The organism is Streptomyces sp. YIM 130001 (assembly GCF_003574445.1).
Lineage (GTDB): Bacteria > Actinomycetota > Actinomycetes > Streptomycetales > Streptomycetaceae > Streptomyces.
Window position 1 is genome coordinate 24,268 of the sequence record NZ_KZ984568.1, and the last position, 24,393, is coordinate 48,660.

The window sequence follows — 24,393 nt, forward strand, 5'->3', positions numbered from 1 at the left end:
CGCGGGTTGGGCGTACGGAGCGACGACCGGACGTACGCGATCCGTCGACCGGGGCGTGGCCGGTGTCAGCCGGCGATGCCTTCCGGGACCGTCTTCTTGACGGGTACGGCGAAGTCAGTGAGCGGGCCGAGGCCACCGTCCTCGGCCCGCTTCTTGTCGAGCGTGATCTCGACGTACGCCTTGCGCAGCGTGGTGGTGAAGGCGAACGAGCCGTCGTCCTTCTGCTCCATGAGCCACCCCACGCCGTCCACTTCGACGCCGTCCGACTCCGGATCCGCCATCCTCGACGGCCGCTCCACACCGCAGCGCAGTATGATCGCCGAACCGCCCCATCCCGCGGTCAGCTCGGAACGAGGTTCGGGGTCCTCCCGGTCGAGTCCGCTTACGCGCCGCGGGAGTTGCCCGTCCAGACTCCGGCACAGGTTCGTGACGGATGAGGCCGGGGAGGGAACCGCGGCCGAGGCCGTGTCGTCCGTTGAGGAGCAACCCGCGGTCGCGCACAGCAGACCGAGGACGGGCAGGCAGGCGAGCCGGTGGCGGAAGAAGTTCACCGGCCAAGCGTAGACGGGGGCTACAAGTGCACGACCGGGCAGGTCAGAGTGCGGGTGATGCCGTCCACTTGCTGGACTTTGGCGACCACCATGCGACCGAGTTCATCGACCGTGTCCGCCTGCGCACGCACGATGACGTCGTAGGGTCCGGTCACGTCCTCGGCCTGGATCACTCCTGGAATCTTGCCGATGAGCTCGGCGACGGTCGACGCCTTGCCAACTTCGGTCTGGATCAGGATGTACGCCTGTACCACGGAACCTCCAGGGCGGCCACGAGGATCATGCGGGGAGAAGGGACGCCACGGTATCGCGTCGCCGCACGTCGCGGGGAGACCCGCGAAACCTGTGGCGCGGACACCACCGCGTACGGACAAGAGAAGTTGACGTATTTGTTGACGGTACCCGCGGCAGATAGAGCCCGCGACCGCAACCGCACTGGGGCAGAAGGGGCATATCGATGAAGGGCACCGTGGGAGAGCTCGGTGAATTCGGGCTCATCAGGGAGCTCACCTCCCGGCTCACCACGACGCCGGCGGTGCGGCTCGGGCCGGGTGACGACGCCGCGGTGGTGGCGGCACCCGACCGCAGGGTCGTCGCCAGCACCGACATCCTGCTCGAGGGGCGGCACTTCCGGCGCGACTGGTCCACGGCGTACGACGTCGGGCGCAAGGCCGCCGCGCAGAACCTCGCGGACATCGCCGCCATGGGCGCCGTGCCCACCGCCTTGCTGCTCGCGCTCGTCGTGCCCGCCGAACTGCCCGTCACCTGGGCCACCGAGCTGATGGACGGGCTGCGCGACGAGTGTCAGGTCGCGGGTGCGGCCGTGGTCGGCGGCGATGTCGTACGGGGTGACACGATCACCGTGTCGATCACCGCACTCGGCGATCTGCGCAACCACGAGCCGGTGACCCGAGGAGGGGCGCAGGCCGGCGATGTCGTGGCGTACACCGGCTGGTTGGGCTGGTCGGCAGCGGGGCACGCGGTGCTGTCACGGGGGTTCCGCTCGCCGCGGGCCTTCGTCGAGGCGCACCGGCGGCCCGAACCGCCGTACCACGCGGGGCCCGCGGCGGCCGGCCTCGGCGCCACCGCCATGGCGGACGTCAGCGACGGCCTGATCGCCGACCTCGGCCACATCGCCGAGGCGAGCAAGGTGCGGATCGACGTCAAGTCCGGCTCGATCGACGTACCGACACAGATGAACGACATCGGTCAGGCGGTCGGCGTCGACCCGCTGCAATGGGTACTCACCGGCGGTGAGGATCACGCGATAGTGGCGACGTTCCCCTCGGACGTGAAGCTTCCGGCGCGCTGGAAGGTGATCGGCGAGGTCCTCAACCCCTCGGCGCAGCCGCAGGTGACCGTCGACGGGGCGCCATGGACCAGCAAGGCCGGCTGGGACCACTTCGGCGGCGAGATCGAGTCGTGAGTACAGGGGACAGCGCCGTTCCGTCCGGCGCCGCGGTCGCTCGGGGCGGGACGGCTCCGGGCCAGGCGCCCCCGCTCGTGCTGACCGTCGCCGGATCCGACTCCGGCGGCGGCGCCGGCATTCAGGCCGACCTGAAGACGATGCTGGCGCTCGGCACCCACGGCATGAGCGTGCTCACCGCTGTCACCGCGCAGAACTCCCTCGGCGTGCAAGGCGCCTGGGAGCTGCCGGTGGAGGCGGTCCGCGCGCAGTACCGCAGCGTCGTCGACGACATCGGCGTGCACGCGGTGAAGACCGGCATGCTGTCCTCGGCGGAGCTCGTCGAGGAGGTCGCGGCGCTGCTCGCGGGCACCGACGCTCCCGCGGTGGTGGACCCGGTCGGCGTCTCGAAGCACGGCGACCCGCTGCTCGCCGCCTCGGCCCTGGACTCGGTCCGTACGAGACTGCTGCCCGTCGCCGCCGTGGCCACCCCGAACCTCGACGAGGTCGCCCAACTCACCGGCGTACAGGTCGAGTCGGAGGCGGACCTGCCCCGCGCTGCGGCCGCCGTCCTCGCGTACGGGCCGCGCTGGGCCCTGATCAAGGGCGGGCATCTGGCCGGCGGCGAGGCCGTGGATCTGCTGACCGACGGCAGTGACGAGCACTGGCTGCGCGGGGACCGGCACGACAACCGGCATACGCACGGCACCGGTTGCACCCTGGCGAGCGCGATCGCCGCGGGCCTGGCCAAGGGCCTCTCCGTCCCCGACGCGGCCGCGGAGGCCAAGGAGTACGTCACGGGGGCCATCGCGGCAGGGTTCGCGCTCGGCTCGGGGATCGGGCCGGTGGACCACGGATGGCGGCTGCGGCGGGGGTGAGGGCCGGCGTCTGCTGTCCCGGTCGCAGTTCCCTCGGCTGTGCGTACCTCCTGGACGTACGCACGGCACGGGCGCGGACATGAAGAAGGCCGGTCCACCCAGTGGGTGGACCGGCCTTCTTGGCAACCGGCTAGGTGGCCGCGCTTTGCGTAGGCGTCAGCGCGAGACCTTGCCGGCCTTGATGCACGAGGTGCAGGCGTTGAGGCGCTTCGGCGTCCCGCCGACCACGGCACGCACGCGCTGGATGTTCGGGTTCCAGCGACGCGGCGTACGGCGGTGCGAGTGCGAGATGTTGTTGCCGAAGCCCGGCCCCTTGCCGCAGACGTCGCAGTTGGCAGCCACGGTCACTCCAAAGACTTCAGATGCAAGATGCACTTACGGTTACCCCGGCATGCCGGGATCAGGAATCTGAGTGGCGGTGCCAGGAAGGAAAAAACCCGATTGGTATCGGGCAACCTGAGCAGCATACAACGACTGCTTCGGTACAACGAAACTACCATGGGCGCACCCCGCCCCCTGCCGGGACCTCAAGGCCCCGGACCAGCGCTCGAGCCGCTCCGGCCGGGTGCTCCGACCGTTCCCGCCGGGTACTAGTGTGCGGTGCTACCGCAGGTAGCGAGGAGGCAGAGTGCCGCAGGACGAGGGGCGGGCCGTCGGCGGGGACGCGGCGTCGAAGGCGCTGGGCGCAGGAACCGTGCGCGCCTGGTGCGGTCTCGCGCTCGAGGCACTCGGCCGGGCCCGCGAGGAGATCGACGCGATCAACGTCTATCCCGTGGCCGACTCGGACACCGGCACGAACCTCTATCTGACCGCGGAGTCGGCGTCGCAGGCCGTGGAAGCGGTCTTCGCCGCGTACGACCTCCGGGTCGGCGGAAGTGACGTTCACGACACATCGGGGCCCACGCGCGCGGAGGCGATGCGGGCGATGGCCCATGGCGCGCTGATCGGGGCCCGCGGAAACTCCGGGACGATCTTGGCGCAGCTCCTGCGGGGGATGTCCGAGGTGCTTGCGGCGGACGCCCAGGAGGAGGCGGCTCCCGCGCTCACTCCCGGCGAGCTGCTGGCCGCCGCGCTGACCCGCGCCGCCGAATCCGCTTACGAGGCGGTCGCGCATCCCGTGGAGGGCACCGTCCTCACCGTGGCGACGGCCGCCGCCGGGACGGCGCGACAGCACGCCTCATCGGGGGCCGCAGAGGTCGCGCGAGGGGCGTACGACGGTGCCCGTGCGGCCCTCCAGGCCACTCCCGGGCAGCTTTCGGTGCTGCGGCGGGCCGGGGTCGTGGACGCGGGCGGCCGCGGACTGGTCGCCGTGCTCGGCGCTCTCGCCGAGGCGGTGTCGGGGCAGGCAACCGCCGGTACGACGCGGCAACGGACACGGTGGCCGCACGATTTGGCTGCCGTGGTCGACGACGAACCGGAGCCTGCCGGATCCTTCGACGCCGCTCACGATTCCGGTGCCGTTCCCTCGCCCGAAAACGCCCTCTACGCGCGCGTGGAGGGCTGTTCGCCGGCGGACGGAACGACCGTCGCGACGGACGGCGGGACGTCGGCTGCCGGACCCGCCTTCGAGGTCATCTACCTGCTCGAGGCCCCGGACGCCGCGGTGGCCCGCCTTCGCCGTCGTCTCGACGCGCTCGGTGACTCCCTCGTGGTGGTCGGCGGCGACGGACTGTGGAACGTCCACGTGCACGCCGACGACGCGGGCGCGGCCGTGGAGGCAGGCGTCGAGGCCGGACGGCCGTACCGGATCCGGATCACGCACTTCGGCGCGGGCGATGCGCACACCGCGGGTGCCGGCGCTCCGCCGCGGGAGCGTGCCGCGCGCGCGGTGGTCACCGTCGTACCGGGCGAGGGGCTGGTGGCACTCTGCGCGGAGGCAGGGGCCACCACCGTCCTGGCACGACCCGGTGAACCACCCGCCAGTGGCGAACTGGTGGACGCGGTACGCCGTGCCCACGCGCGCGAGGTGGTTCTGCTGCCGAACGACGCAGAGCTGCGGCACACCGCGGCGGCCGCCGCGGAGGAGGCCCGTACCGAGGGCGTACGGGTCGCGTTGATCCCGACCCGGTCCGCCGTGCAGGGCCTTGCCGCGCTCGCTGTGCACGAACCGGAGCGGCGGTTCGACGAGGACGTGGTCGCGATGACCTCAGCCGCGGGCGCCACCCGCTACGCCGAACTCGCCCTCGCCGAACGGCAGTCCTGGACCACGGCGGGCATCTGCCAGGCCGGTGACGTGCTCGGGATGGTCGACGGGGACGTCGCGGTGATCGGCCAGGACCTCGCGCAGACCGCCGGTTCGGTGCTCGACCGGATGCTCGCCGCCGGCGGCGAGTTGGTCACCCTGGTACTCGGTCCGGACGTACCGCAGAGCGTCGCGGACGACCTCGAGGCGCGGGTGCGCACCTCGTACCTGGCCGTGGACACCGTGGTGTACTCGGGCGGGCGGCACGCCGCGCCGCTGATCATCGGGGTCGAGTAGGCGCGGATCCGCGGGCTCCGGCAGTACACGGCGCGCCCGCCGGAGGCAGGTCGGGTCGGGTTTTCCACAGGTCTGCGCCGGTTGTCGGTGCGGTGGTGTGCAATGGACCACGTGCCTGCGCTCGAAGAATCCCTGAAGAAAGTGATCGGCCCCGCCACCGCCAAGGTGATGGCCGAGCACCTAGGCCTGCACACGGTCGGCGACCTGCTCCACCACTACCCCCGGCGGTACGCGGAGCGAGGCGAGCTCACCCAGCTCTCCGACCTGCCGCTCGACGAGCACGTGACCGTCGTCGCCCAGGTCGCCTCGGCCCGGATCCTCGGGTTCAACGCCGGCCGCGGACAGCGCCTCGAGGTCGTCATCACCGACGGCAGCGGCCAGTTGCAGCTCGTCTTCTTCGGCCGCGGCATCCACAAACCGCACAAGGACCTGCTCCCGGGCACCCGCGCGATGTTCGCCGGCAAGGTGTCCACGTTCAACCGCAAACTCCAGCTGACCCATCCCGCGTACGAACTGCTGCGCGGCGGCGACCCCGAGGCCGTCGACGCCTGGGCGGGCGCCCTGATCCCGATCTATCCGGCGACGGCCAAGCTGGAGTCCTGGAAGATCGCCAAGGCGGTGGACGCGGTCCTGCCGAGTGCGGCGGAGGCGGTGGACCCGCTGCCCGACGCGCTGCGGGACGGCCGCGGACTGCTACCGCTGCCCGAGGCACTGGAAATGATCCACCGCCCGCGTACCAAGGCGGACATCGCGGCCGCGAGGGACCGGTTGAAGTGGGACGAGGCCTTCGTCCTGCAGGTCGCCCTCGCCCGGCGTCGGTACGCGGACACCCAACTGCCCGCCGTGGCACGCCGGCCCGCCGACGACGGCATCCTCACGGCGTTCGACGCCCGGCTGCCCTTCACGCTCACCGAGGGACAGCAGAAGGTCAGCGCCGAGATCTTCGGCGACCTCGCCACCGAGCACCCGATGCACCGCCTCCTGCAGGGCGAGGTCGGATCCGGCAAGACGATGGTCGCATTGCGCGCGATGCTCGCGGTGGTCGACGCCGGCGGACAGGCGGCGATGCTCGCCCCGACCGAGGTGCTGGCTCAGCAGCACCACAGGTCGATCGTCGAGATGATGGGAGATCTCGCGGAGTCCGGGATGCTCGGCGGCAGCGAGCGGGGCACCAAGGTGGTGCTGCTCACCGGTTCGATGGGAGCCGCTGCCCGACGCCAAGCACTGCTCGACCTGGTGACGGGCGAGGCGGGCATCGTGATCGGTACGCACGCGCTGATCGAGGACAAGGTCCAGTTCCACGACCTCGGCCTGGTCGTCGTCGACGAGCAGCACCGCTTCGGCGTCGAGCAGCGCGACGCCCTGCGGTCCAAGGGCAAGCAGCCGCCGCACCTGCTCGTGATGACGGCCACACCGATCCCGCGCACGGTCGCCATGACGGTCTTCGGCGACCTGGAGACCTCGGTGCTCGACCAGTTGCCGGCCGGCCGGAAGCCGATCGCCACCCATGTCGTCCCGGCCGCGGACAAGCCGCACTTCCTGGACCGTGCCTGGGAGCGGGTCCGCGAGGAGGTGACCGGCGGCCACCAGGCCTACGTCGTATGCCCACGCATCGGTGACGAGACCGACGAGAAGGCCGCGGCCAAGGCGAAGAAGGCCGCGGCTTCGGCGGAGGACGACGCGGAGAAGCGGCCTCCGCTGGCCGTCCTGGAGGTGGCGGAGCAGCTCGCGGCGGGCCCGCTCGCCGGGCTGCGGGTCGAGGTGCTGCACGGGCGGATGGCGCCCGACGACAAGGACGACGTGATGCGCCGCTTCGCCGCGGGCGAGGTCGACGTCCTCGTCGCGACGACGGTCATCGAGGTGGGGGTGAACGTCCCCAACGCCACCGCGATGGTGATCATGGATGCCGACCGCTTCGGAGTCTCCCAGCTGCACCAGCTCCGCGGCCGAGTCGGCCGAGGCTCGGCGCCCGGACTGTGTCTGCTGGTCAGCGAGATGCCGGAGGCCAGTCCCGCGCGGGCCCGCCTGGGCGCCGTGGCCGCCACCCTGGACGGCTTCGAGCTCTCCCGGATCGACCTGGAGCAGCGCCGTGAGGGCGATGTGCTCGGCCAGGCGCAGTCGGGGGTCCGTTCCTCGCTGCGGGTACTCGCCGTCATCGAGGACGAGGAGGTCATCGCGGAAGCCCGCGAGGAGGCGGTCGCGGTGGTCGCAGCGGACCCGGACCTCGCGTCACTGCCCCAACTGCGCACGGCTCTGGACGCGCTCCTCGACCAGGAGCGGGAGGAGTATCTGGACAAGGGCTAGCCGAGGCTTTCACCGCTGCCGCCGGGCCGTCGAGTCGCCGGGTCTCGGGCGCAGTTGAGCAGGCGCGTGCGGGATCGCACCCGGTGCCGCGGCCGACGTCCCACGCGTGTCGGGCCACGCGCCATATCGCCCGCACGGTCCGCAGCGCCGAGGTCCCCCTGCGCCGCGCGCCGTCCCCTGGGCGAATAATGGAAGCCACTGCCCGAGGGGGCAGTGCCCGAAGGCTGACCCCGCCACCCCACCGAAGGACCGGTCCCCACATGACCCGCGTGATCGCCGGAACGGCCAAGGGCCGTCGGCTGACGGTGCCACCGGGCACGGGCACCCGGCCCACGTCGGACCGCGCCCGCGAGGGCCTGTTCTCCACCTGGCAGTCCCTGCTCGGCGGGGCACTCGACGGTGAGCGCGTGCTCGACCTGTACGGCGGATCCGGCGCGGTCGGCCTCGAGGCGCTGTCGCGGGGCGCGGGCCATGCCCTGCTGGTCGAGGCCGACCCCCGTGCGGCCCGGATCATCCGGGAGAACGCACGGGCCCTCGCTCTCACCGGCGCAGAGGTGCGCGCCGCCAAGGCAGAGCAGGTGATCACGGGTCCCGCCCCCGACACCCCCTACGACCTGGTGTTCCTCGACCCGCCGTACGCCGTCACGGACGACGATCTTCGGGAGATACTGCTCACACTCCGTGCCCAGGGCTGGCTCGCGGACGAAGTGCTCGTCACCGTTGAACGCAGCACCAGAGGCGGCGAATTCGGCTGGCCGGACGGCTTTGCGGGACTCAGGTCCCGGCGCTACGGCGAAGGCACGTTTTGGTACGGTCGCGCCGCCTCGACGTGCGAAGACGCCGAGTCGTCCACCGGACCGCAGGCCGGCCGTGCCGGACAGCCCGACGGACAATCCAGGGAAACCGCACCATGACCGGACCGGAGAGCGAGGGACTCACGTTGCGCCGCGCCGTCTGTCCGGGGTCGTTCGACCCCATCACCAATGGCCACCTCGACATCATCGCCCGCGCCTCCAAGCTGTACGACGTGGTGCATGTCGCCGTGATGATCAACCAGTCGAAGAAGGGCCTCTTCGAGGTCGACGAGCGGATCGAACTGATCCGCCGTGTCACGGCCGAATTCGGCAACGTCGAGGTGGAGGCCTTCCACGGTCTCCTTGTCGACTTCTGCAAGCAGCGCGACATCCCGGCCATCGTCAAGGGCCTGCGCGCCGTCAGCGACTTCGACTACGAGCTGCAGATGGCCCAGATGAACAACGGCCTCTCGGGCGTGGAGACGCTTTTCGTCCCCACCAACCCCACCTACAGCTTCCTTTCCTCCTCCCTCGTGAAGGAGGTCGCCGCCTGGGGCGGTGACGTCTCCCACCTGGTGCCCGAGCCGGTGCTCGAGGTACTCGCCGAGCGGCTCGCCCAGGGCCGCTGAGCCGCGGGGGTACGCCCCTGCGCGAGCGGGACCGGACTGACGGTCCGTCACCCGCTGTCGGACGGGCGCCCGCTGGCCGTACAGTCGGCGTGACCGTCTTCCAACCAGGCACAGAGAGTGGCGAGCACACGGTGGACGTGCAGAAGAAGCTGGACGAGATCGTCGGATCGGTGCAGGGCGCCCGTTCGATGCCGATGTCGGCCTCGTGCGTGGTCAACCGCGCCGAGCTGCTCGCGATGCTCGAGGAAGTGGCCCAGGCACTGCCCGGTTCGATCGCCCAGGCGCAGGAGGTCATCGGCGGCAGCGAGCAGCTCGTCGAGCAGGCCCGCCAGGAGGCCGACCGGATCATCGAGGGCGCCCGCGCCGAGCACGGCTCGCTGGTGTCCGACACCGCCGTCGCCCGCCGCTCGCAGGACGAGGCGGACCGCATCCTCGGCCAGGCCCGGCAGGAGGCGGAGGAAGTCCGCGCGGAGGCCGACGAGTACGTCGACTCCAAGCTCGCCAACTTCGAGGTCGTCCTCACCAAGACCCTCGGCTCGGTGGGCCGCGGCCGCGAGAAGCTCCTCGGCACCGGCCAGGGCCTGGACGAGCAGGGCTACGAGGACCCCGACTTCACGGAAGCTCCGGAGCGGAGCCAGGACCCGGAGACGCTCCGCAAGCGCGCGGACGAATACGTCGACGTCAAGCTCGGCGCCTTCGAGGCGGTCCTGTCGAAGACCCTCCAGGCGGTCGGCCGCGGCCGGCAGAAGCTGCAGGGGCGGGTCGCCTCCGACGACCTCGGCTCCATGGACGCGACCGGCGGCCCGCAGCACGACAACGACGCCGACTACCTGGCCGACCTCGCCGAGCCCGTCCCGGCTGCAGCGCAGACGCCGCCCGCCCCGTCGCCCGCCGCGCCCCCGGCTCCGCCCCCGACCCCGCAGGGCATCCCGAGCCAGCCCGGGTACGACCCGCAGGCTGACCCGTACACGTACCAGCAGGGCGCGTACCAGCAGGATCAGTATCAGCAGGACGCGTACCAGCAGCCTCAGTACCAGCAGGATCAGTACGGTTACCCGCAGCAGCCGTATCCCGGCCAGGACCAGCAGGGCTACGAGGGCCAGGGCCTGCCGTACGGCGAACCGCAGCCGCAGTACAGCGCTCCGGCCCAGAACTACGCGGGAACCGACCCGTACGGATACCAGCAGGACCCCTACGGCTACCAGCCGCACTACGACCAGTCCGGCTACCAGCAGCCCGCAGGTGACGACGGCACCGGCGCACAGGCGGGCCAGGCCGCCGACCAGTCCGCCCTCGACGAGACCAGCCTGTTCGACACGAGCATGATCAGCATCGACCAGCTCCGCCAGTACGAGCAGGGTCGCTAGCAGGCCGCAACCGCGGGGCGGAAGCGGCCTCCCGCCACCGGATTGGGCCGACGGCGGGGTGTCAAGTATCCTGGCTCTTCGGTCGCGCTATGCCCGCGATCACGGCTGCCCGCCTCTCGTGCGGAGCGGCCGTCCCCAAGACCTGGACGACCGGAAGCAGGAAGACCCCTGAGTACGCGCCTCGATCATCGCAACCCCCTCGTGTTCGACACACACGAGCTGGGGAGGCGTCCTGGTGCGCTGCAGCGGGTGACCCGCACGGTCGACGCCCCCAAGGACCTCGGTCTGCAGGGCGTGATCGGCACACCGGAGGGCGAGCCCGTCGAGCTCGACCTGCGGCTCGAGTCGGTCATGGAAGGGGTGCTTGTCACAGGCACCGCTCGTGCGCAGGTCACGGGGGAGTGCGTAAGGTGTCTGGAGCCGCTCGAGCGTGAGGTCGAAGCGGACTTCCAGGAGATGTTCTCGTACCCCGACGCCGACGACCGGGGCCGCAGCAGGCAGGCGCGCTCCGACGACGACTCGGCCGACGACGAGAGCGAGGACATCACTCCGCTCGAGGACGGACTTTTCGACCTCGAACCGGTGCTGCGCGATGCGGTGGTGCTCGCACTGCCGATGCAGCCGGTGTGCCGGGAAGACTGCCCGGGCCTGTGTTCCACCTGTGGAGCGCGGCTCGCGGACGACCCGGACCACCATCACGACGCCGTCGACATCCGTTGGGCGGCACTGCAGGGACTCGCTGGTTCGCTCCAGGACAGCGAGAAGGACGAGATGAGCGGCGAAGCGCCTGATTCCGCAAGCGCCGCCGAGAAGCAGGAGAAGTAGCCGTGGCTGTTCCGAAGCGGAAGATGTCGCGCAGCAACACGCGCCACCGCCGGTCGCAGTGGAAGGCTGCGGTCCCCACCCTGGTTACGTGCGAGCGTTGCCAGGAGCCCAAGCAGCAGCACATCGCGTGCCCCGCTTGCGGCACCTATAACAAGCGCCAGGTCCTCGAGGTCTGAGCGGCTGGTGAGAGGCACTGTGTCCAGTCCCAAGCAGGCGGCTGACGCCAAGGCGGACAACGCCAAGAAGCAGGCGGAGAACACGGCCTCGTCCCACACGCTTCTGGAAGGGCGGCTCGGGTATCACCTCGAGTCCGCCCTTCTGGTGCGTGCACTCACCCACCGTTCGTACGCGTACGAGAACGGCGGTCTGCCGACCAACGAGCGTCTCGAGTTCCTCGGGGACTCCGTGCTCGGCCTGGTGGTCACGGACACGCTGTATCGCATCCACCCCGACCTTCCCGAAGGTCAGCTCGCCAAGTTGCGGGCCGCGGTGGTCAATTCACGTGCGCTGGCCGAGGTGAGTCGTGAACTCGACCTCGGTGCCTTCATCCGGCTCGGCCGGGGTGAAGAAGGAACGGGCGGCCGGGACAAGGCCTCCATCCTCGCCGACACCCTTGAAGCGGTGATCGGCGCTGTCTATCTCGACCAGGGACTCGGTGCGGCGTCGGAGCTCGTGCACCGCCTCTTCGACCCCCTGATCGAGAAATCGTCCAACCTGGGTGCCGGTCTCGACTGGAAGACCAGCCTCCAGGAACTCACCGCGACCGAGGGCCTCGGTGTGCCGGAATACCTGGTCTCGGAGACCGGGCCCGACCACGAGAAGATCTTCACCGCTGCTGCCCGCGTCGGAGGCGTCTCGTACGGCACCGGCACCGGCCGCAGCAAGAAGGAAGCGGAACAGCAGGCCGCGGAGTCCGCCTGGCGCGAGATTCGCGCCGCGGCGGACGAACGGGCCAAGGCGGCTGAAGCCGTCGGTGCCGCGGAGGGGACGGCTGCCGACACCGCCCCCGACGCGGCTACGGCCTGACCTGCTCCGCGTCAACGATCGCCCGTCCCGGGAACGGGGCGGGCGATCGTGCTGTATCAGCCCGGGCGTTGCGCCCCCGACCCGTTCGACGAGGAGAAACGTGCCCGAGCTGCCTGAGGTCGAGGTCGTCCGACGGGGTCTCGAACGCTGGGCCGGCGGCCGTGTCGTCGCCGGTGTCGAGGTACTGCACCCGCGAGCGGTGCGCAGGCACGTCGCGGGCGGTACCGACTTCGCGGCCCGGCTCGTCGGCCACCGCATCGGGGTGGCCCGTCGGCGCGGCAAGTATCTCTGGCTGCCGCTCGCCGATGCCCCGTACTCCGTGCTCGCGCATCTCGGCATGAGCGGACAGCTCCTGGTCAAGGCTCCGGACGCACCCGATGAGAAGCACCTCCGGGTCCGGGTCACCTTCGCCGACGCCGACGGCACCGAACTCCGCTTCGTCGACCAGCGCACCTTCGGCGGACTCTCGCTGCACGACAACACCCCGGACGGCCTGCCCGACGTGATCGCACACATCGCGCGCGACCCGCTGGACCCGCTGTTCGACGACGCCGCCTTCCACACGGCACTGCGAGGACGCCGAACGACGATCAAACGGGCGCTGCTCGACCAGTCACTGATCAGCGGCGTGGGCAACATCTATGCCGACGAGGCACTCTGGCGCTCCCGGCTGCACTACGACCGTCCCACGGGCACCTTCACCCGGCCCCGTACCGCCGAACTCCTCGGCCACGTAAGGGACGTGATGAACGCGGCGCTCGCCGTCGGAGGCACCAGTTTCGACAGCCTCTACGTCAATGTGAACGGCGAGTCCGGCTACTTCGATCGGTCCCTCGACGCGTACGGCCGCGAGGACGAACCGTGCCGACGCTGCGGCACCCCGATGCGCAGGCGCGCCTGGATGAACCGATCCAGCTACTTCTGCCCACGCTGCCAACGACCGCCCCGCCCGAAGGCCCCCTGAAGCCCCGCCCGGGAACCCGAGGAAGCCGGAGCCAGAACACGGGCACGGCTCAGAAGCCGAAGTCCTGTGTCCACCAGGGGCCGCCCGAGGCCATGTGGGCGCCGACGCCGAGGGTCTTGTAGTCGCAGTTGAGGATGTTCGCCCGGTGGCCGTCGCTGTTCATCCAGGAGTCCATCACCGACTGGGCGTTGGCCTGGCCGCGGGCGATGTTCTCGCCGCCCAGGTTGCTGACGCCGGCGTCCTTCGCCCGGTCCCAGGGGGTGTCGCCGTCCGGGTCGGTGTGGTCGAAGAAGCCGCGGGCCGCCATGTCCTTGCTGAAGTCGGCGGCGAGTGTGGCGAGATCGCCGTCCTGTCGGACGGGGCTGCAACCGGCCTTGGACCGCTCCTGGTTGACCAGGGCGAGGACCTGCGCCTCCTGGCTGCTCTGGCCGTCGCCCTGCGGAGCCGCGTTCTGCTGTTCCGTGCGGCGCGGAGCCGGCTTGCTGCTCGGGCTCTGTTCCTTCGGCTGCTCGGCCTTGTCCGTCGACGGCTTCGCGGACGGCTTCTGCGAAGGCGTACGGGACGGCTTCGCGGAGGTCTTCGACGGTTCGGGCGAGGAGGACGAGGGGGTCGGACGGTCGGAGCCCCGGCTGGCCGGAGCCTCGCTCCGCTCGGAGGGCTCGGCCGCGCCCTGCGTCTGCACCTCGGAAGGACCGTCGGCGGACTGCACCTTGTCCGAGTCGCCGCCACCGCCGAGCGAGTAGTTGTCGGCGCCGGGCACCAGGCCCGAGGCGACTGCCACGGCGCCGAGTGCCACGGCGGCCGAGACACCGAGAAGGCCGGTACGCACCGGAGCCGGACCGCGCTTGCGGTGGCGGTGCGCACCCTTTGCGGATGCGTTCGGCTGGGGCGCCGGAGAGTCTCCCGCGCCGGCCGGGCCGGCATCGCTGCGTCGGTGGCGTCCCATCTCGTGGCCCTTCTCGTCCTCGACGTAAAACTGAATCTCAGGGTTGCTCACTCGAACGAGTGAGCCGCATTCGACGCGACTGTACGCGAAGACGGGTGGGGGAGAAGTGCCCCGAGAGCAATTGGCCGGTTAGCTTGCACACATGAATGAGGACGTCCGACTCATCGCCTGGGTGCGCGGTGTGGTGCAGGGTGTGGGTTTTCGCTGGTTCACCAGGGCAAAGGCTCTGGAGATCGGCGGGCTCAGTGGTTTTGCTCTCAATCTGGCCGACGGCCGGGTCCAGGTGGTCGCCGAAGGCGGCCGCGGCGAGTGTCAGCGGCTGCTCGACTGGCTCGAACGGGGCGACACACCCGGCCGCGTCGACGGAGTCACCGAGATCTGGGACACACCGCGCGGAATCTACGACACGTTCGCCATCCGCTGACGGTCGCCGCCCGGCCACGCACCGTGGGCCTCGGGCATGTGCCGATGGCAGGTGTGCTGGAGAGAAACGCCCTGGTGGTTGCCAACAACGACTCCCCGTGCAAGGCTGCGGAAAGCGTCATGATCTCTACGCCCCCGGGCCCCGATGTCAGGCCACACCGCAGGTTTTGCCGTTGTGTGCCGCCGGGCCGCCCACCGATACGGGGTGTGATCGTGTTGACCGTCAAACTTTTTGGTGAGACGCTGAAGGTCCCCGCGCACCCCAGCTGTTTGGCATGTGGGAACGGCAGTCAGAACAAGCAGTGCCATTCAACGCGGGTGCTTCCCTCACGACCCACACCGCTTCGGTCGGTCACTCATTGTGGAGGACCATCCATCATGGCAAAGGCGCTTCTCGGTTACGTCGGCGGTTCCGACCCGCGACTCCTCGCCGAGATGCGACGGCTTCAGCAGCGCGTCCAGGACCTGGAGTCCGAACTCGTTCGGATCCAGGCCGAGAATGACGCGCTGGCTACCGCTGCCGCTTCTCACCCCGGCGACTCGCTCCTCGAGAGCATCGACGTACCCCAGGCGGAGCCTGCGCTCACCTGACCCTCGTCGCTCAGGCGACGGTCAGTGCCGCCCACCTCAGCCCGCTCGATCAAGATCTGAATCGAAGATCTGCAAGGGACGCTTCGGCGTCCCTTTTCTTTTGTGTCGCTGCCTCGGTCCCCCGCCCTCTCGCATACGCGTGCCTACGTCTGATGTGCCCTCCATCTTCCTTGGCGAAACCGGTAGTTGGCCGTGCGGGCACCTCCCGTGGGGGCGGTACGGACCGGCGCGCGGTGACCGGGGCGTGGCGGAAGGTGCGCCGGCGTCCCCACCTCGGCGGGCACCGAGGCAGTAGAGTCCGGGGGCGTGCATCTCAAGGCCATGACCCTGCGCGGGTTCAAATCCTTCGCCTCGGCGACGACGCTCCGGTTCGAACCGGGCATCACCTGTGTCGTCGGACCCAACGGCTCCGGTAAGTCCAACGTCGTGGACGCGCTCTCCTGGGTCATGGGAGAGCAGGGGGCCAAGTCGCTGCGCGGCGGCAAGATGGAGGACGTCATCTTCGCCGGGACGACCGGCCGGCCGCCGCTCGGCCGCGCCGAGGTCTCGCTCACCATCGACAACTCCGATGGCGTGCTGCCCATCGAGTACGCCGAGGTCACCATCACGCGGATCATGTTCCGCAACGGTGGCAGCGAGTACCAGATCAACGGGGACACCTGCCGGCTTCTCGACATCCAGGAGCTGCTCTCCGACTCCGGTATCGGCCGCGAGATGCACGTCATCGTCGGCCAGGGGCAGCTGGACTCCGTACTGCACGCCGATCCGACCGGGCGGCGTGCGTTCATCGAGGAGGCCGCCGGCGTACTCAAGCACCGCAAGCGCAAGGAGAAGGCGCTGCGGAAGCTGGACGCGATGCAGGCCAACCTCGCCCGCGTGCAGGACCTCACCGACGAACTACGGCGCCAGCTCAAGCCGTTGGGCCGGCAGGCCGCCGTGGCGCGGCGTGCCGCGGTGATCCAGGCCGATCTGCGCGATGCGCGGCTGCGGCTGCTCGCCGACGATCTGGTGCAGCTGCAGAAGGCGTTGCGCACCGAGGTCGCCGACGAGGCCGAGCTGAAGCGGCGCAAGGAGAGCGCGGAGGCGGAGCTCAAGGCGGCACTCGGCCGCGAGGCGGATCTCGAGGGCGAGGTGCGCCGGCTCAGCCCGCGCCTGCAGCAGGCCCAGCAGACCTGGTACGAGCTGTCGCAGTTGGCCGAGCGGGTGCGCGGCACCGTCAGCCTCGCCGACGCCCGGGTGAAGAGCGCCACCGCCGTACCCACCGACGAGCGCCGTGGGCGCGAGCCCGAGGACCTGGAGCGCGAGGCCGCCCGGATCCGCGAGCAGGAGGCGGAACTGGAGGCCGCGCTCGAGGCGGCCGAGCGGGCCCTGGAGGACACGGTCGCCCACCGGGCCGATCTGGAAAGGGAGTTGGCGCACGAGGAGCGGCGGCTCAAGGACGTCGCACGGGCGATCGCCGACCGGCGCGAGGGCCTGGCGCGGCTCGGCGGCCAGGTCAACGCGGCCCGTGGCCGGGCGGCTTCCGCCCAGGCCGAGATCGACCGGCTGGCAGCCGCCCGCGACGAGTCCGCGGAGCGCGCGGCGGCCGCTCAGGAGGAGTACGAGCAGTTGCAGGCGGAGGTCGAGGGGCTCGACGCCTCCGACAGCGACCTGGGGGAGCAGCACGAGGAGGCCCGCAGGCAGCTCGCCGAGGCGGAGGTGGCCCTCACCGAGGCGCGGGAGGCGGCGACCGCCGTGGAACGCCGCAGGGCCGCGACCGCCGCGCGGCACGAGGCCCTGGCGCTCGGGCTCCGGCGCAAGGACGGCACCGGCGCGCTGCTCGCGGCGAAGGACCGTCTCGCGGGTCTGCTCGGCCCCGCGTCCGAACTGCTCGATGTGACACCGGGATACGAGGTTCCGGTGGCCGCCGCCCTCGGCGTGGCCGCCGACGCGGTCACCGTGCAGAACCCCGCCACCGCGGCGGAGGCGATCAGGCTGCTGCGTAAGCAGGACGCCGGCCGCTCCGCGCTGCTGCTCGCCGGCGCGCCCGAAACGGAGGCGCTGCCCGGGCCGTCCGGGAACGGCGCAGGGCCGCAGTCGGCTGCCGAGTTGGTGCGGGCGCCGCAGGATCTGATGCCGGCCGTACGCCGGCTGCTGCGGGGGGTCGTGGTGGTCGGCACCCTCGAGGATGCCGAGGATCTGGTCTACGCGCACCCCGAGTTGACCGCGGTGACGGCCGAGGGCGACGTGCTCGGCGCGCATTTCGCACAGGGCGGCTCGGCGGGGGCTCCGAGCCTGCTCGAGGTGCAGGCCTCGGTGGACGAGGCCGCGGCGGAGCTCGAGGAACTGGCCGTCCGCTGTGAAGAGTTGGCCGCAGAGCAAAAGGAGGCGGGGGAGCGCCGTACCCGGTGTGCGGCCCGCGTCGAGGAACTCGGGGAGCGGCGGCGGGACGCCGACCGCGCCAAGTCGAGCGTGTCGCAGCAGCTCGGACGGCTCGCGGGCCAGGCGCGCGGCGCGGCCGGTGAGGCCGAGCGGGCCGCGGCCGCGGCCGCACGGGCGCAGGAGGCGTTGGAGCGGGCGACTCAGGAGGCCGAGGAGCTGGCCGAGCGGCTGGAGGTCGCCGAGGAGGCCCCGGCCGAGGAGGAGCCGGACACCTCGGTGCGCGACCGGCTCGCCGCGGACGGGGCGAACGCCCGGCAGACCGAGATGGAGGCCAGGCTCCAGGTCCGTACCCACGAGGAGCGGGTCAAGGGACTGGCCGGCCGTGCTGACGGCCTGGACCGGGCGGCACGTGCGGAGCGCGAGGCCCGCGCCCGTGCCGAGCAGCGCCGGGCCCGGCTGCGGCACGAGGCAGCGGTTGCCGGTGCGGTGGCCTCCGGTGCCCGGCAGCTCCTCGCCCACGTGGAGGTTTCCCTCGTACGGGCGGAGGAGGAGCGGGCCGCGGCGGAGAGCGCGAAGGCGGAGCGGGAGCGTGAACTGGGCGTCGAACGAGACCGCGGACGCGACCTGAAGGCCGAGCTCGACAAGCTGACCGACTCGGTGCACCGGGGCGAGGTGCTCGGCGCCGAGAAGCGGATGCGGATCGAGCAGCTGGAGACGAAGGCGCTCGAGGAGCTGGGCGTGGAGCCGGCGGGGCTGGTCTCGGACTACGGCCCGGACCAGCTCGTACCGCCGTCGCCGCCGGCCGAGGGGGAGGAGCTGCCGGAGGATCCGGAGCATCCGCGCAATCTCCCGGTGCCGTTCGTACGGGCCGCGCAGGAGAAGCGGCTGCGGGCGGCCGAACGGGCGTACCAGCAGCTCGGAAAGGTGAATCCGCTCGCTCTCGAGGAGTTCGCGGCGCTCGAGGAGCGGCACAAGTTCCTCTCCGAGCAGCTCGAGGACCTGAAGAAGACGCGGGCCGATCTGCTGCAGGTCGTCAAGGAGGTCGACGAGCGGGTGGAGCAGGTCTTCACCGAGGCATACCGGGACACCGCGCGAGAGTTCGAAGGCGTCTTCTCGAGGCTCTTCCCGGGCGGCGAGGGACGGCTGATCCTCACCGACCCGGAGAACATGCTGACCACCGGGGTCGATGTGGAGGCACGCCCGCCGGGCAAGAAGGTCAAGCGACTCTCGCTGCTGTCCGGCGGCGAGCGTTCGCTGACCGCAGTGGCGCTCCTGGTGTCCATCTTCAAGGCGAGGCCCAGCCCGTTCTACGTGATGGACGAGGTCGAGGCCGCGCTCGACGACACCAATCTGCAGCGCCTGATCCGGATCATGGAGGAGCTGCAGGAGTCTTCGCAGCTGATCGTGATCACGCACCAGAAGCGCACGATGGAGGTCGCCGACGCGCTCTACGGGGTGTCGATGCAGGGCGACGGCGTCTCGAAGGTGATCAGCCAGCGGCTGCACTGAGCCGGGCAGCCCATGAGCCCGTCGGTCGGGCAGCGGGCAGCGGGCAGCGGGCAGCGCGGATCCGGGTGGATCCGGGGTGGATCCGCGCTGTATGGATCGCGCTGTGCGTGTCACTCGCCTGTCGTACGGATCCCTGGCATGTATTCAAGACTTGAACCTGAGGTCCCTCGCCTCGCCCGTCGACGTCTGCTACTTCACACACATCCGACTATTGACTTAGAAACTTGAAGGCATAAGGTCTGCAACGTTGTCTTTACCTTCAAGTGGTGGGCGGCAGGAAGTTGTGCGCCACTTGAAGGACCTCCCCCCACTCGCCCGGCACCGCAGCCGGGTTCAGGAGTTCACGTGACGAGCACATCGCGGGTTCCCACCCCGGAGGGCCGGGCGGCCCAGCCGGACCACCTCGGCCATGTCATCTTCATTACGGCCGCCGCCGCGATGGGCGGCTTTCTCTTCGGGTACGACAGCTCCGTGATCAACGGCGCCGTCGAGGCGGTCCGCGACCGCTTCGACGTCGGCTCCGAGGCACTCGCCCAGGTGATCGCCGCCGCCCTGATCGGTTGCGCGATCGGTGCCGCCACCGCGGGCCGGATCGCCGACCGGATCGGCCGTATCCGGGTCATGCAGATCGCGGCCGTGTTGTTCACGATCAGCGCCGTCGGTTCCGCGCTGCCGTTCGCGCTGTGGGACCTGGCGATGTGGCGGGTGCTCGGCGGTGTGGCCATCGGCATGGCGTCCGTGATCGGCCCCGCGTACATCGCCGAGGTCTCGCCGCCCGCCTACCGCGGACGTCTCGCCTCTTTCCAGCAGGCCGCGATCGTGATCGGCATCGCCGTCTCGCAGCTGGTCAACTGGGGCATCCTGAACGCCGCCGGAGGCGATCAGCGCGGCAAGATCCTCGGCCTCGAGGCCTGGCAGCTGATGCTCGGCGTGATGGTGATCCCGGCGATCCTCTACGGACTGCTCTCGTTCGCCATCCCCGAGTCCCCGCGCTTCCTCATCTCGGCCGGCCGCACCGAGCAGGCCCGCAAGGTGCTGCGCGAGATCGAGGGGCAGAAGGTCGACCTGGACGTCCGGGTCGACGAGATCACCCACGCCATGCGGTCCGAGCACAAGTCGACCTTCCGTGACCTGCTCGGCAGCAAGGGCTTCCTGCCGATCGTCTGGATCGGCATCGGCCTCTCCGTCTTCCAGCAGGCGGTCGGCATCAACGTGATCTTCTACTACAGCTCCTCGCTGTGGCAGTCGGTCGGCATCGACCCGTCGAGCTCGTTCTTCTACTCGTTCACCACGTCGATCATCAACATCATCGGCACCGTGGTCGCGATGCTCTTCGTGGACAAGATCGGCCGCAAGCCGCTGGCGCTGATCGGCTCCGCCGGTATGGCGGTCTCGCTCGGCGTCGCCGCCTGGGCGTTCTCCTTCAAGGCCGGCCAGGGTGACGACATCACGCTGCCCGACACTCAGGGCACGGTGGCGCTGGTCGCCGCGCACTCCTTCGTGCTGTTCTTCGCGCTGTCCTGGGGTGTGGTCGTCTGGGTGCTGCTCGGGGAGATGTTCCCGAACCGCATCAGGGCCGCCGCGCTCGGTGTGGCCGCCGCGGCGCAGTGGATCGCCAACTGGCTGATCACGGTGAGCTTCCCGACCCTGTCGGACTGGAACCTGTCCGGCGCGTACGTGATGTACACGATCTTCGCCCTGCTCTCGATCCCGTTCATCCTCAAGTGGGTGCCGGAGACCAAGGGCAAGGCGTTGGAGGAGATGGGCTGATCCCCGCTGCCCCGCTCCTCCTGCTGCCCCGGCTCAGTCCTTGAGCCGGGGCAGCACACTTTCCGCGAACAGTTCGAGGCTGCGCCTGCCCTCGTCCAGCGGCATCCCGCCGCACAGCGGATGCAGGATCAGGCTCTCGGTGCGCCCCGCCTCCGCGTACGCCACCGCCTCGTCGGGCGTCAGTACGCGGTACACGCCCTCGGCACGCAGCTCCTCGACCGACTGCGCGCCCGACCGGACCGCCGAGTGGATGTCGCCGGACTGCCAGGAGGCGTAGGTCCGGGCCTCGTGCAGGAAGTGTTCGCCGTACGTGGCCCAGGTGCGGTCCGGGTCCTCGGCGATGTGCAGCAGGGGCGTCTCGGCGCCCGGCATCATCGTCCAGCCCTCGGTGCCGTGCGCGGCGAGCTGCTCGCGGTAGTACGACTCGAGCTCCGGCAGGTACGCGCTCGGGAAGAACGGCAGGCCGAACCGGGCCGCGCGCCGGGCCGCGGCCCTCGAGGAGCCGCCGATCAGGAGCATGGGGTGCGGATCGGTGAACGGTCGCGGGGTGACGCGGACGGTGCGGCCCCGGTGCTCGAACGGCTCGCCCCGCCAGGCGGCGAGCAGAGTCTCCAGGAGCTCGTCCTGCAGCTTCCCGCGCCGGTGCCAGTCGACGCCGAAGGCCTCGTACTCCTCGCGGCGGTAGCCGATGCCGGCCACCGTGACCAGGCGGCCGCCGCTGATCAGGTCGAGGACCGCGATCTCCTCGGCGAGGCGCAGCGGGTCGTGCAGCGGGCCGATGATCGCCGAGACCGTGACGGCGATGCGCCGGGTCGCGCCGAAGACGGCGCCGGCGAAGGTGAAGGGGGAGGGCAGCCAGTTGTCGGCGACCCCGTGGTGCTCTTCCGTCTGTACGGTGTCGACGCCGTGCTCGTCGCAGTAGGCGGCCATGTCCACGGCGGCGCGGTAGCGCGCGGAGAGGGCGGCGGGGTCCGCCGCCGGATCGACCAGGTTGAAACGTACGACCGATACGGGCATGGCGTCCCCTTCGGCAGTGGGTGGGGTGGGCAGGTCTCGGCGGACCGTAGCTGACGTTGCGTCAGATTCACAGAGGTCGGCGGCCTCCGTGGGTGGCGGGGTTCGCGGCGGCGAGAGAGTCCAGCGGTGGGCCCCGGCGGACAAAGGGTGCAATCCTGACCGAGTGCCTGTGTGATCCTACGAGCGGCGCGCGCCGTCGGGAGCGTGGCCGATACTGGGTGGGTTATGGAAATCGTCATCCTTGCTGTAGTCATCGCCCTGGTCGCGATCGGCGCCATCGGCGGGCTCGTGATCGGCAGCCGCAGGAAGAAGCAGCTGCCCCCGACGACGCCCTCCAGTACGCCGACCGTCACCGCGCCCCCCGCTGAGCCGCATGTCGGCGAAGAGGCCGAGGAACCGCGCGAAGAGTCACGCCGCACCATCGAGGAGGTCACGCTCCCCGGGGCGACCGTCGAGACGCCCCCCGCCGAGGCCGAGGAGGTCCCGGCCGCTCCGGAGATCGAGGTCCCGGAGCCCACCGAGGGCCGGCTTGTGCGCCTGCGCGCCCGGCTCGCCCGCTCCCAGAACTCGCTCGGCAAGGGGCTGCTCACGCTGCTGTCCCGCGAGCACCTCGACGAGGACACCTGGGAGGAGATCGAGGACACCCTGCTCACCGCGGACGTCGGAGTCGCGCCGACACAGGAGCTGGTGGAGCGGCTGCGGGAGCGGGTCAGGGTGCTCGGTACCCGTACGCCCGAGGAGTTGCGCAAGCTGCTCCGCGAGGAACTCGTCGAACTCGTCGGCAAGGACCTCGACCGTGTCGTGAAGACCGAGTCGGACCGCGAGACACCGGGCGTCGTGATGGTCGTCGGGGTCAACGGCACCGGCAAGACCACCACCACCGGAAAGCTCGCCCGGGTCCTCGTCGCCGACGGCCGCACCGTGGTCCTCGGGGCGGCGGACACCTTCCGTGCCGCCGCTGCCGACCAGCTGCAGACCTGGGGCGAGCGCGTGGGCGCGCACACGGTGCGCGGTCCCGAGGCCGGTGACCCCGCGTCGGTCGCCTTCGACTCCGTCAAGGAAGGCACCGAGATGGGTGTCGACGTGGTGCTCATCGACACCGCGGGCCGCCTGCACACCAAGACCGGTCTGATGGACGAGCTGGGCAAGGTCAAGCGCGTCGTCGAGAAGCAGGCCCCGGTCGACGAGGTGCTCCTCGTCCTGGACGCCACCACCGGTCAGAACGGCCTGGTGCAGGCCCGCGTCTTCGCCGAGGTGGTCGACATCACCGGCATCGTGCTGACCAAGCTCGACGGTACGGCCAAGGGCGGAATCGTCGTCGCCGTCCAGCGCGAGCTGGGTGTACCGGTCAAGCTCGTGGGTCTCGGCGAGGGAGCGGACGATCTGGCGCCGTTCGAGCCCGAGGCCTTCGTGGACGCGCTGATCGGCGACTGAGCGCCGGATCTCGGTGCCGGCGACGCGCGCCGAGCGTCAGGGAGCCCATGGCGGGGCCCGTCACCCGGTACGGCTGGGGGCGGGCCCCCGCTCGTTCCCGAGTGCCCGTGGCGGGGCGCGGTGGGTCAGGTGAGCCGGCGCCGCGCGACCCGCGAGCGCCCGGGCGGCTGGCGATGGCAGGCGTACGCCAGGGTGCCCAGCAGTAGGCGGGCTCCCGGTGGGCTGCTCGCCGAGTCCAGGGCCGGAGCGCGGAGCCAGCGGACCGGGCCGAGCCCGCCGCGGTCGGACGGCGGCGCGGTGACGTACTCGCCGGGGCCGAGGGCCTTGAGGTCCAGGACCGCGTCGTCCCAGCCCATGCGGTAGAGCAGATCGGGCAGTTCGGCCGCCGCGCCCCCGGCGACGTAGAACTGGGCGCGGCCCTCGGGAGTGACGGCCACCGGGCCGAGCGGCAGACCCATCCGCTCGAGTCGCACAAGGGCGCGGCGGCCCGCCGTCTCCGCCACATCGAGTACGTCGAAGGTGCGGCCCACCGGGAGCATGACCGAGGCGCCCGGGAACTCGTCCCAGGCGCGGGTCACTTCACCGAGCGTCGCGCCGGCCTTCAGCTCGGGCGCGAAGCCGAGCGGGTGTGCGCCGGGCGCCGGGCAGCGCTCGTCCCCGCAGGAGCAGTGGCCGTCCGACGCACGTGCCCCGGGAACCGCACCCCAGCCCCACAGTCCGGTGAACTCGGCGACCGCCGTGCACACCGACTCTCGGCCGCGGCGCCGTGCGCCGGACCGGATTTCCCTCATGCCGCCGATCGTGAACCCCATGCCCCCTCCAACGGGTCGCTCGCGCCGGTGGTTACGACCGGCCACTTGACCGTGACGTTCCGTCATCTCCGCTTGGTCCGGGCGGCTTTCGGAAGTGCCACGGGTGGTGCGGGTGGTGGCGCGCGCCCCTGTGTGCAACGCTCCATCGTGCGCGCGGTCGTCCCATGTCAAGTGAATCGCGTGTTGCCGCAAGGGAGTTCATTCGAAGGGGTGGCGAATGGTGGCGTTTCTGTAATCGCCCTCGCCGGACGGGTGATCGTAGGATTACTTTCAGTACACGAACCCCTGAGGAGGTGCTTGCGGACGTG

General features: G+C 70.8%; 22 protein-coding genes. 16 read left to right on the forward strand and 6 right to left on the reverse strand.

Features of this window, described 5'->3' with window-relative positions; all coding sequences use genetic code 11:
• Window positions 1-65: 65 nt before the first annotated feature.
• On the reverse strand, window positions 66-551 hold the full coding sequence (locus DSC45_RS30165) for a DUF3515 domain-containing protein (RefSeq protein WP_119295166.1): 486 nt from the start codon (window positions 549-551) through the stop codon (window positions 66-68).
• Window positions 552-571: 20 nt separating this feature from the next.
• Entirely contained in the window at window positions 572-805 is a 234-nt protein-coding gene (locus DSC45_RS30170; protein WP_016642988.1) for an Lrp/AsnC family transcriptional regulator, read from the reverse strand.
• Window positions 806-1,008: 203 nt separating this feature from the next.
• Here DSC45_RS30170 and DSC45_RS30175 point away from each other — a divergent pair, with 203 nt between their 5' ends.
• The gene (locus tag DSC45_RS30175) at window positions 1,009-1,977 is read left to right on the forward strand and encodes a thiamine-phosphate kinase (protein ID WP_119295167.1); all 969 of its coding nucleotides are present in this window, start codon (window positions 1,009-1,011) and stop codon (window positions 1,975-1,977) included.
• A gap of 77 nt (window positions 1,978-2,054) precedes the next feature.
• On the forward strand, window positions 2,055-2,834 hold the full coding sequence (gene thiD / locus DSC45_RS30180) for a bifunctional hydroxymethylpyrimidine kinase/phosphomethylpyrimidine kinase (protein ID WP_240434935.1): 780 nt from the start codon (window positions 2,055-2,057) through the stop codon (window positions 2,832-2,834).
• A 156-nt stretch (window positions 2,835-2,990) separates the two neighbouring features.
• On the opposite strand, the gene rpmB is transcribed toward thiD, so the two are convergent.
• Window positions 2,991-3,176, reverse strand: a complete 186-nt coding sequence (gene rpmB, locus DSC45_RS30185; RefSeq protein ID WP_030195073.1) for a 50S ribosomal protein L28 — start codon at window positions 3,174-3,176, stop codon at window positions 2,991-2,993.
• Between the two features lie 352 nt (window positions 3,177-3,528).
• On the opposite strand from rpmB, the gene DSC45_RS30190 reads away from it, so the two are divergent.
• The 9 genes from DSC45_RS30190 to mutM all read left to right on the forward strand — a co-directional run bounded on the left by DSC45_RS30190 (window position 3,529) and on the right by mutM (window position 13,222).
• Window positions 3,529-5,313, forward strand: a complete 1,785-nt coding sequence (locus DSC45_RS30190; protein ID WP_240434936.1) for a DAK2 domain-containing protein — start codon at window positions 3,529-3,531, stop codon at window positions 5,311-5,313.
• 102 nt (window positions 5,314-5,415) lie between these two features.
• Window positions 5,416-7,617: an ATP-dependent DNA helicase RecG gene (recG, locus tag DSC45_RS30195; RefSeq protein WP_119295169.1), complete on the forward strand. Its 2,202-nt coding sequence runs from the start codon at window positions 5,416-5,418 to the stop codon at window positions 7,615-7,617.
• Window positions 7,618-7,877: 260 nt separating this feature from the next.
• On the forward strand, window positions 7,878-8,531 hold the full coding sequence (rsmD, locus tag DSC45_RS30200) for a 16S rRNA (guanine(966)-N(2))-methyltransferase RsmD (protein WP_119295170.1): 654 nt from the start codon (window positions 7,878-7,880) through the stop codon (window positions 8,529-8,531).
• A gap of 26 nt (window positions 8,532-8,557) precedes the next feature.
• Entirely contained in the window at window positions 8,558-9,040 is a 483-nt protein-coding gene (gene coaD, locus DSC45_RS30205) for a pantetheine-phosphate adenylyltransferase (protein ID WP_205571472.1), read from the forward strand.
• Between the two features lie 131 nt (window positions 9,041-9,171).
• Entirely contained in the window at window positions 9,172-10,407 is a 1,236-nt protein-coding gene (locus DSC45_RS30210) for a cell division initiation protein (protein WP_119295172.1), read from the forward strand.
• Between the two features lie 168 nt (window positions 10,408-10,575).
• Window positions 10,576-11,232 carry a YceD family protein gene (locus DSC45_RS30215; RefSeq protein WP_119295250.1) on the forward strand — a complete coding sequence of 219 codons (657 nt, stop codon included), beginning with the start codon at window positions 10,576-10,578 and terminating at the stop codon, window positions 11,230-11,232.
• 2 nt (window positions 11,233-11,234) lie between these two features.
• The gene (gene rpmF / locus DSC45_RS30220) at window positions 11,235-11,408 is read left to right on the forward strand and encodes a 50S ribosomal protein L32 (protein WP_119295173.1); all 174 of its coding nucleotides are present in this window, start codon (window positions 11,235-11,237) and stop codon (window positions 11,406-11,408) included.
• Between the two features lie 7 nt (window positions 11,409-11,415).
• On the forward strand, window positions 11,416-12,258 hold the full coding sequence (rnc, locus tag DSC45_RS30225; RefSeq protein ID WP_162929392.1) for a ribonuclease III: 843 nt from the start codon (window positions 11,416-11,418) through the stop codon (window positions 12,256-12,258).
• A gap of 100 nt (window positions 12,259-12,358) precedes the next feature.
• The gene (gene mutM / locus DSC45_RS30230) at window positions 12,359-13,222 is read left to right on the forward strand and encodes a bifunctional DNA-formamidopyrimidine glycosylase/DNA-(apurinic or apyrimidinic site) lyase (RefSeq protein ID WP_119295175.1); all 864 of its coding nucleotides are present in this window, start codon (window positions 12,359-12,361) and stop codon (window positions 13,220-13,222) included.
• Window positions 13,223-13,271: 49 nt separating this feature from the next.
• On the opposite strand, the gene DSC45_RS30235 is transcribed toward mutM, so the two are convergent.
• Entirely contained in the window at window positions 13,272-14,168 is an 897-nt protein-coding gene (locus tag DSC45_RS30235; RefSeq protein ID WP_119295251.1) for a CAP domain-containing protein, read from the reverse strand.
• Between the two features lie 142 nt (window positions 14,169-14,310).
• On the opposite strand from DSC45_RS30235, the gene DSC45_RS30240 reads away from it, so the two are divergent.
• The 4 genes from DSC45_RS30240 (at window position 14,311) to DSC45_RS30255 (ending at window position 20,822) form a co-directional block, all read left to right on the forward strand.
• Window positions 14,311-14,592, forward strand: coding sequence for an acylphosphatase (locus DSC45_RS30240; protein WP_119295176.1), 282 nt, complete (start codon window positions 14,311-14,313; stop codon window positions 14,590-14,592).
• 377 nt (window positions 14,593-14,969) lie between these two features.
• Window positions 14,970-15,182: a hypothetical protein gene (locus DSC45_RS30245; RefSeq protein WP_119295177.1), complete on the forward strand. Its 213-nt coding sequence runs from the start codon at window positions 14,970-14,972 to the stop codon at window positions 15,180-15,182.
• 306 nt (window positions 15,183-15,488) lie between these two features.
• Window positions 15,489-19,052, forward strand: a complete 3,564-nt coding sequence (gene smc, locus DSC45_RS30250) for a chromosome segregation protein SMC (RefSeq protein WP_119295178.1) — start codon at window positions 15,489-15,491, stop codon at window positions 19,050-19,052.
• Between the two features lie 345 nt (window positions 19,053-19,397).
• Window positions 19,398-20,822, forward strand: a complete 1,425-nt coding sequence (locus DSC45_RS30255; protein ID WP_119295179.1) for a sugar porter family MFS transporter — start codon at window positions 19,398-19,400, stop codon at window positions 20,820-20,822.
• 33 nt (window positions 20,823-20,855) lie between these two features.
• Here DSC45_RS30255 and DSC45_RS30260 read toward each other — a convergent pair whose 3' ends face one another.
• Window positions 20,856-21,839, reverse strand: coding sequence for an LLM class flavin-dependent oxidoreductase (locus tag DSC45_RS30260; protein WP_119295180.1), 984 nt, complete (start codon window positions 21,837-21,839; stop codon window positions 20,856-20,858).
• 225 nt (window positions 21,840-22,064) lie between these two features.
• Between DSC45_RS30260 and ftsY the strand changes: the two genes are divergently transcribed.
• A complete protein-coding gene (gene ftsY, locus DSC45_RS30265) occupies window positions 22,065-23,273 on the forward strand; it encodes a signal recognition particle-docking protein FtsY (RefSeq protein ID WP_119295181.1) in 1,209 nt (402 codons plus the stop codon).
• A gap of 125 nt (window positions 23,274-23,398) precedes the next feature.
• Here the strand turns inward: ftsY and DSC45_RS30270 are convergent, their stop codons facing one another.
• A complete protein-coding gene (locus tag DSC45_RS30270; RefSeq protein ID WP_119295182.1) occupies window positions 23,399-24,085 on the reverse strand; it encodes a bifunctional DNA primase/polymerase in 687 nt (228 codons plus the stop codon).
• Window positions 24,086-24,393 lie beyond the last annotated feature (308 nt).